We start from the raw sequence: 6038 nt of genomic DNA, 5'->3' as shown, positions 1-6038 counted from the left end.
TTTTCTTGCACCATTACTGCCTTTATTCGTCCGAAAATCCATACCGTGTTTACTTCAACCACTGATTCAGCAAGCCCGAAATAGTGGCAAGGAAGAAGTTAAGATTCGATCGCCTTGCTTGAAAACCCAAGGTGTTGCCCTTGTGCCAAATTGCCAACTACCTTTGCATAGATGTGCTAATTTTGGGTGAGTATAGGCAGACATCTCACCGAAATGTAGCCGTAATTCATCCCCATAACTAAATATAACCTGATGACAAATTTCTCCGATAATTGGTTTAGTAATGACTGAAATAATTGGCTCGATATTTGGCTTCTGATTAGCAATAGATGTTTGAATAGCCATTTAAATATCCTCTAAAAATTCTTTTGCTTTCTGGCGGAGTTCGACCTAGGTAAAATCGCCTCTACGGTTTAAAGTTCCACCACAACCATTTTTCTTTTATTCCTCAATGAATAAACCAAAAGCAATCCTTAATTCACCTCCCATCTTAAACTCCCTAGCGATCGCATCAACCTGTTTAATATCGCGTTTTCTACCCATCAATATTATCTGCTAAAATGTTTTGTAAGATTTCTAAACCAAAGAAACCGGGTTTTTGGCAGTTTCGGGGAGGTGTGGCGAAGTATTCTGGAAAAAACCCGGTTTCTCGCCACCCATCCACTATTCATTGAAGGTATTTTACATACCTATGTTTTCGGTACGTAAGTCGATCGCACTTGCAACTCCTTCAACTGCTTGTCATCCACCCCAGCAGGCGCATTCGTCAGCAAACAACCCGCCTGCTGCGTCTTCGGAAACGCAATCACATCGCGAATCGAATCCTCCCCCGCCAACAGCATCACCAACCGATCCAAACCGTAAGCAATCCCGCCGTGGGGCGGAGTTCCGTACTCAAACGCATCCAACAAAAAGCCGAACTTATTGTAAGCTTCCTCAGTCGATAAACCGATCGCCTCAAACACCTTTTCCTGAACATCCCGCTGATAAATCCGCAGAGAACCGCCGCCCACTTCCGTGCCGTTTAACACCAAGTCGTAAGCTTGAGCCCTCGCGGTCTTCAAATCGTGAATATCGTCAGGATGCGGCGCAGTAAACGGGTGATGGATAGCTTCTAAACGCTTCTCGTCAGCGTTCCATTCAAACATCGGGAAATCCGTCACCCACAGCAGATTCATCTTCTCTTTGTCAATCAGTCCCAATTCGTTACCGACGAACAAACGCAATCTATCCAAAGTCTTATTGACAGTGATTTCATCGGCTGCTGCAAATAACAACAAATGACCCGGTTGCGCCCCAGTGCGATCGAGCAATTCCTGTTTTTGAGCCTCTGTCAAATTATCCTTAATTGCGCCGATCGTATCAATTTCGCCATTCTCCCGCACCCGGATAAAAGCCAATCCCTTCGCACCGGCTTCTGTGGCTTCCTTAAACAAATCGCCTTTTTTAATCCGTTCATTAGAAAAAGCCTCATTCCCCCCCGGAATCGGCAAAATCTTCACAATTCCGCCCGCAGCAATCGCCCCAGAAAACACCTTAAATCCCGAATCTTTCATCAAATCGGAAACATCGATTAATTCCATACCGAAACGAGTATCCGGTTTGTCACTACCGTAGCGATCCATTGCTTCGGCGTAAGTCAAACGCGGGAAAGGACGCGGCAATTCTACGCCTTTGACACTTTGGAAAATTTGGCAAACTAAACCTTCGTTTAATTCCAGGATTTCTTCTAAAGACATGAAACTCATTTCCATGTCTAATTGCGTGAATTCCGGCTGTCTGTCGGCGCGCAAATCTTCATCGCGGAAACAGCGGGCAATTTGATAGTATCTGTCGAATCCCGAAACCATTAACAATTGTTTGAACAACTGCGGCGACTGCGGCAAAGCATACCATTCGCCGGGATTGACGCGGCTGGGAACTAAATAATCTCTGGCACCTTCGGGAGTCGATCGAGTTAAAATCGGCGTTTCAATTTCCATAAAATTGCCGACATCTTCCAGGTAGCGGCGCATAGCTTTGACAACTTGGTGGCGAAGTTGCAAGTTGCGACTCATACGATCGCGCCGCAAGTCCAAATACCGATATTTCAGCCGCAAATCTTCCCGCACATTTTCATTATCCGCAGTGGAAATCTGAAACGGTAACAGCTTGCGTACCGCATTTAACAACTCAATTTCGTCAGCATAAATTTCCACCTCACCCGTAGGCAATTTCGGGTTGAGGGAATCTTCGGGGCGGTGGCTGACTCGCCCTGTAATTTTCACCACGTATTCGCCGCGTAAAGCCTCAGCCCCGTGATAGGAATCGGGGGTGCGTTCAGGATCGCTGACAATTTGCACAATACCCGATCGATCGCGCACATCGAGAAAAATCACTCCGCCATGATCGCGGCGGCGATCCACCCAGCCGTAAAGGGTGACAGTCTCTCCGATATGTTTGCTTCGCAGGTCGCCGCAGTAGTAAGTTCTCATGGTTCGGGGTTTTGGACTAAAAATAAAGCTTTTTTATTATGCAGTATGGCTGAACCTTTTGCTGAATGCAAATTAAAGGGCGATCGCTATTAGCCCGCCCGCCCGGTTTTGAAACCAGGCGGGCGGGCTGTAGCGCAAACATCGCCAGATTGTGTCCAATCTTGCTAGGAATCGCCGCCATTGTTGCGAGACTTCTCAACAAACGCCGTTAGCGCGCTCCATGCAGACTTCGCCGTCTCTTTCAAGCGAGTCCCTAGCGACTCAATTTCCCCAACCACAACGTGCCAATTTTTTTCAGTTTGTTTCTGAATGTGGTCAACAGCTTGTTCGATGCGATCGCGTTCAACCAATTTATTTTGTTCCACCGCTTCTCGCGCTTGTCGCACTGCTTTCAAATAAGCTTCGCGGCTGACTTCGCCGGCATCTTGTACCTGCGCTTGTGCCCGCGTTTTAATCGCATCAATTACCAGCCAATTTTTCTCGGATTCTTTTTTAATCAGGCTGACTGCTTCTGTCATTCTTTCTTTGGCGGTTGACTTATTTTCGTCGATCGCGTCACTGGCTTTCGTCACAGCTTTCAAATAAGCTTCGCGGGTGAGTTCGCCGGCGGCTTGAAATTCGGCCGTGGCGCGTTTTTTGATTGATTCAAACAAAGCCGCAGTTTCTGCGATCGCCTCATCAGTCGCGTCGGGCATCTCTTGTTTGACGATCGCCGTCGTTTCGGGAGTTACCTCTACAATTGTTGTTTCAGTCACATTTGGATCTGTCATATCAATTATCTCCTTTCTTAAATCCGGTGGGAATGGACTTTGTATTTATAGCGCCAGAATTCATTCTAACATTTTAGCATTGAAGCGGCCTGTCGGATACCGCCCACTTACAGGTACGGTTTAGCGCACTTAAATGTGTGATCAGTCTCTATACCTAAAAAAACACACACTAATAAACTTGGTTTCTCCACACAATAAAACGGGCCAATTTAATAGTTTCAATTTTCTAACTGCAAATCTTCGCTCTCGTCCGTATATAACAAGTGGTGACATCTTTGAGCGTGCAGTAAAGATTGAGGAAATTCGTATTGAGATAAGAGGATATCTTCGAGCGCAACTTTCATTTGATTGGCGCAGATATGTGGAGGCACTTTGCCCATTCCCGTACCCATGCCCGGAATAGCGATAGTTTCAATGATATGTTTGACTGGCGTTCCATCTGGGACTGAGCCAAATTTTACGAGAGTCAAAATTGCGCGGGTTGCTAGATAAACATTTACTGTTTCTCTTAAAACTGTGGGAACGCGCATAATTGGTGCAGCGATTAAATAGGGGATTTCAGCATGATGGGTGTCTACAATTTCTGCCATTCCTACTAAGAGTTCGCCGTGATGTCGCGCCTGAATTAGTTTTTGCAAGCGTTCAAGAACCTGCCCTCCAAAATATTCCGAAATTTCTAAATCTAAGCCGTCGTCCATGAAACCAAAACTATTCCCCGGACTAACAATAGCATCGCATTTCACATCAAATATTGAACCGTGATGTATCTTTACATTTTCCATACTGCCGCAAGTGCTTTCCCACGCTCTAACTAAACCATCGTCTAAGGTAGCCAGCACAATTTGCATAAATACTCTCTCTTAATTTTAATTGCGAACAGCTAGAGCGCTCCTAAATCATTTGTGAATTTCTTACTCCCTCCCCTTGATAAGGGGAGGGTTGGGGTGGGGTAAAAAGTTTACGACTCCTGTAAGGATTGCTATAGACCGATCGCCAATTTAATCCTACAATACTTTACATAAGTCCGCTGAATCTAAAACTCATCTCAATTTCAACTAGCAAATGTCCAAGAGCTGTATGCAGCAATACCCCAATCTCCGCCACCCGATCGCAATTAGTTTAGGTGCCGTTGCCGGCGCTTTGAGCCGATATTATATCACCTTGTGGTTTGCCAATCGTTTCGGTACGGCTTTTCCCTACGGAACTTTTTTTATTAACATCACGGGTTGCTTGGCTATGGGATTTTTTATCACCCTCGCTTTTGAACGGGTGCCGGCGGTTCCGACGGAAGTCCGGTTAATGGTTGCGACGGGATTTTTGGGCGCTTATACTACTTTTTCGACTTACGGCTTAGAGTCAAATGTCTTGTGGCGCGATCGATCTTACAGCATCGCCACTTTTTACTGGGCTGGCAGTGCCATACTCGGAGTAATCGCCGTTCAGTTTGGCATCATTTTAGCACGAATTGGTAAATAGATAACATCGATTTGTGAAAATAATACCAGTTAAAAAAAGAATGCAATTGTAGGCAAACACCCAACCCATACAGCATCAGTCTGTCAATTTGATATCGAGGTTCTGGACAATACCGACTACATCTTTTTTTCACACCCTTAACCTAATATAGTGAGGGGTTTTAACTGGGCTGCTACCTTGTCAGGTCTATGTGTGATGATGTGTACTGCATCGTGTTTTCCGGCTGAGGCGCTAAAGTCTTCAAGCTGTTTCCTTATCTTGTTTTCAGTTTACTCTTTCTCGGTTGCTCTCACGTTTAATAAATAATGCTTATGGCGCTCCGATATCCTTGTTCTCAAAAGAACGGTTGAGGATTTAAACAGCGTTTGGTGCGTTTATGCTCGTACATTAGTTTGTCAGCCTTGGCCAGCAATTGTTCTAATAAAACTTCATTGTTTAAATCCCCAAACTCCACACCAAGACTTATTGATATATAAGCTCGCTCGGACTGTTGATTAAAGCGATCTATATTTTCTTCCAGTCGAGAATGGAAATTAGTAGATGAATCACCCGAAAAGTTAGGAATAAATAAAGCAAATTCATCTCCTCCCAGTCGAGCCACAATATCCGCCTCACGAAAGGTTTGCTTCAATATTTGAGCTGCGTCAACGATTACTCTGTCTCCCATTTCGTGTCCTAAAGTATCGTTAATCTTTTTCAAACCATCTAAGTCAGCGAACAAAATAAAATAGGATGTTTGCGTGCGTCGAGCAATTTTTAATTGTTGATTGGCTAGTAAAAAGAAGCCTCGTCGGTTATATAATCCAGTTAATTCATCGGTCACGGATAGCTGCCTTACTTCTGCTTCTGCTCTCAGACGTTCTTGGATTTCGTGTTCTAAACGTTGATTTTGTTCGAGCAGTTGTTGGCGTTGCTGTTGGATGAGTAATTGATTTTTTACTCGCATCAGCACTTCCTGCTCTTGAAAGGGTTTGGTAATATAGTCTACACAACCCAGTTCAAAGGCTCGAACCTTGTTTTCCAGTTGTTCGAGCGCACTGATAAAAATAACCGGGATCTGATCACTCGCTTCCGATGCTTTTAACTTTTGGCAGACTTCGTACCCATTCATCTGGGGCATATTGATGTCAAGTAAAATCAGATTCGGTGGGTCGCGATGAATACCTTGGAGTGCCATTCTGCCGTTGAGGGCTTTACGGACAATATAGCCCTGTGACTCTAGAATTTTGGCTAACAAGCGCAAATTGTCTGGCGTATCATCCACGATGAGAATATTCGTTTGGGCCGCAAGTTTGAATAAAGCTGTCATGGTCTTATT

6 protein-coding genes are annotated in these 6038 nt (G+C 44.8%); 2 read left to right on the top strand and 4 right to left on the bottom strand.

Translation table 11 applies throughout. From position 1 onward, the window contains the following. Positions 1 to 190: hypothetical protein (locus QUA58_RS22515; RefSeq protein WP_333396068.1), on the top strand; the 190-nt coding region annotated here is incomplete at its 5' end. A gap of 499 nt (positions 191 to 689) precedes the next feature. Here the strand turns inward: QUA58_RS22515 and aspS are convergent. From aspS to QUA58_RS22500, 3 genes are all read right to left on the bottom strand, one after another. Further along, positions 690 to 2474, bottom strand: a complete 1785-nt coding sequence (gene aspS / locus QUA58_RS22510) for an aspartate--tRNA ligase (protein WP_333396066.1) — start codon at positions 2472 to 2474, stop codon at positions 690 to 692. A 164-nt stretch (positions 2475 to 2638) separates the two neighbouring features. Further along, positions 2639 to 3244, bottom strand: coding sequence for a hypothetical protein (locus QUA58_RS22505; protein WP_333396064.1), 606 nt, complete (start codon positions 3242 to 3244; stop codon positions 2639 to 2641). Positions 3245 to 3462: 218 nt separating this feature from the next. After that, positions 3463 to 4092 (bottom strand): macro domain-containing protein, encoded by a 630-nt coding sequence (locus QUA58_RS22500; protein WP_333396061.1) that lies wholly within the window; start codon positions 4090 to 4092, stop codon positions 3463 to 3465. A 229-nt stretch (positions 4093 to 4321) separates the two neighbouring features. Between QUA58_RS22500 and crcB the strand changes: the two genes are divergently transcribed. Then, a complete protein-coding gene (crcB, locus tag QUA58_RS22495) occupies positions 4322 to 4720 on the top strand; it encodes a fluoride efflux transporter CrcB (RefSeq protein WP_333254139.1) in 399 nt (132 codons plus the stop codon). Positions 4721 to 5054: 334 nt separating this feature from the next. Here crcB and QUA58_RS22490 read toward each other — a convergent pair whose 3' ends face one another. Further along, positions 5055 to 6029: a diguanylate cyclase gene (locus tag QUA58_RS22490; RefSeq protein ID WP_333254137.1), complete on the bottom strand. Its 975-nt coding sequence runs from the start codon at positions 6027 to 6029 to the stop codon at positions 5055 to 5057. Between the last annotated feature and the right edge of the window lie 9 nt (positions 6030 to 6038).

It is taken from the genome of Microcoleus sp. N9_A1, assembly GCF_036701795.1.
GTDB lineage: Bacteria > Cyanobacteriota > Cyanobacteriia > Cyanobacteriales > Microcoleaceae > Microcoleus.
The sequence above is the reverse complement of the archived record's forward strand: the minus strand, read 5'-3'. Positions and strand labels throughout refer to the sequence as shown.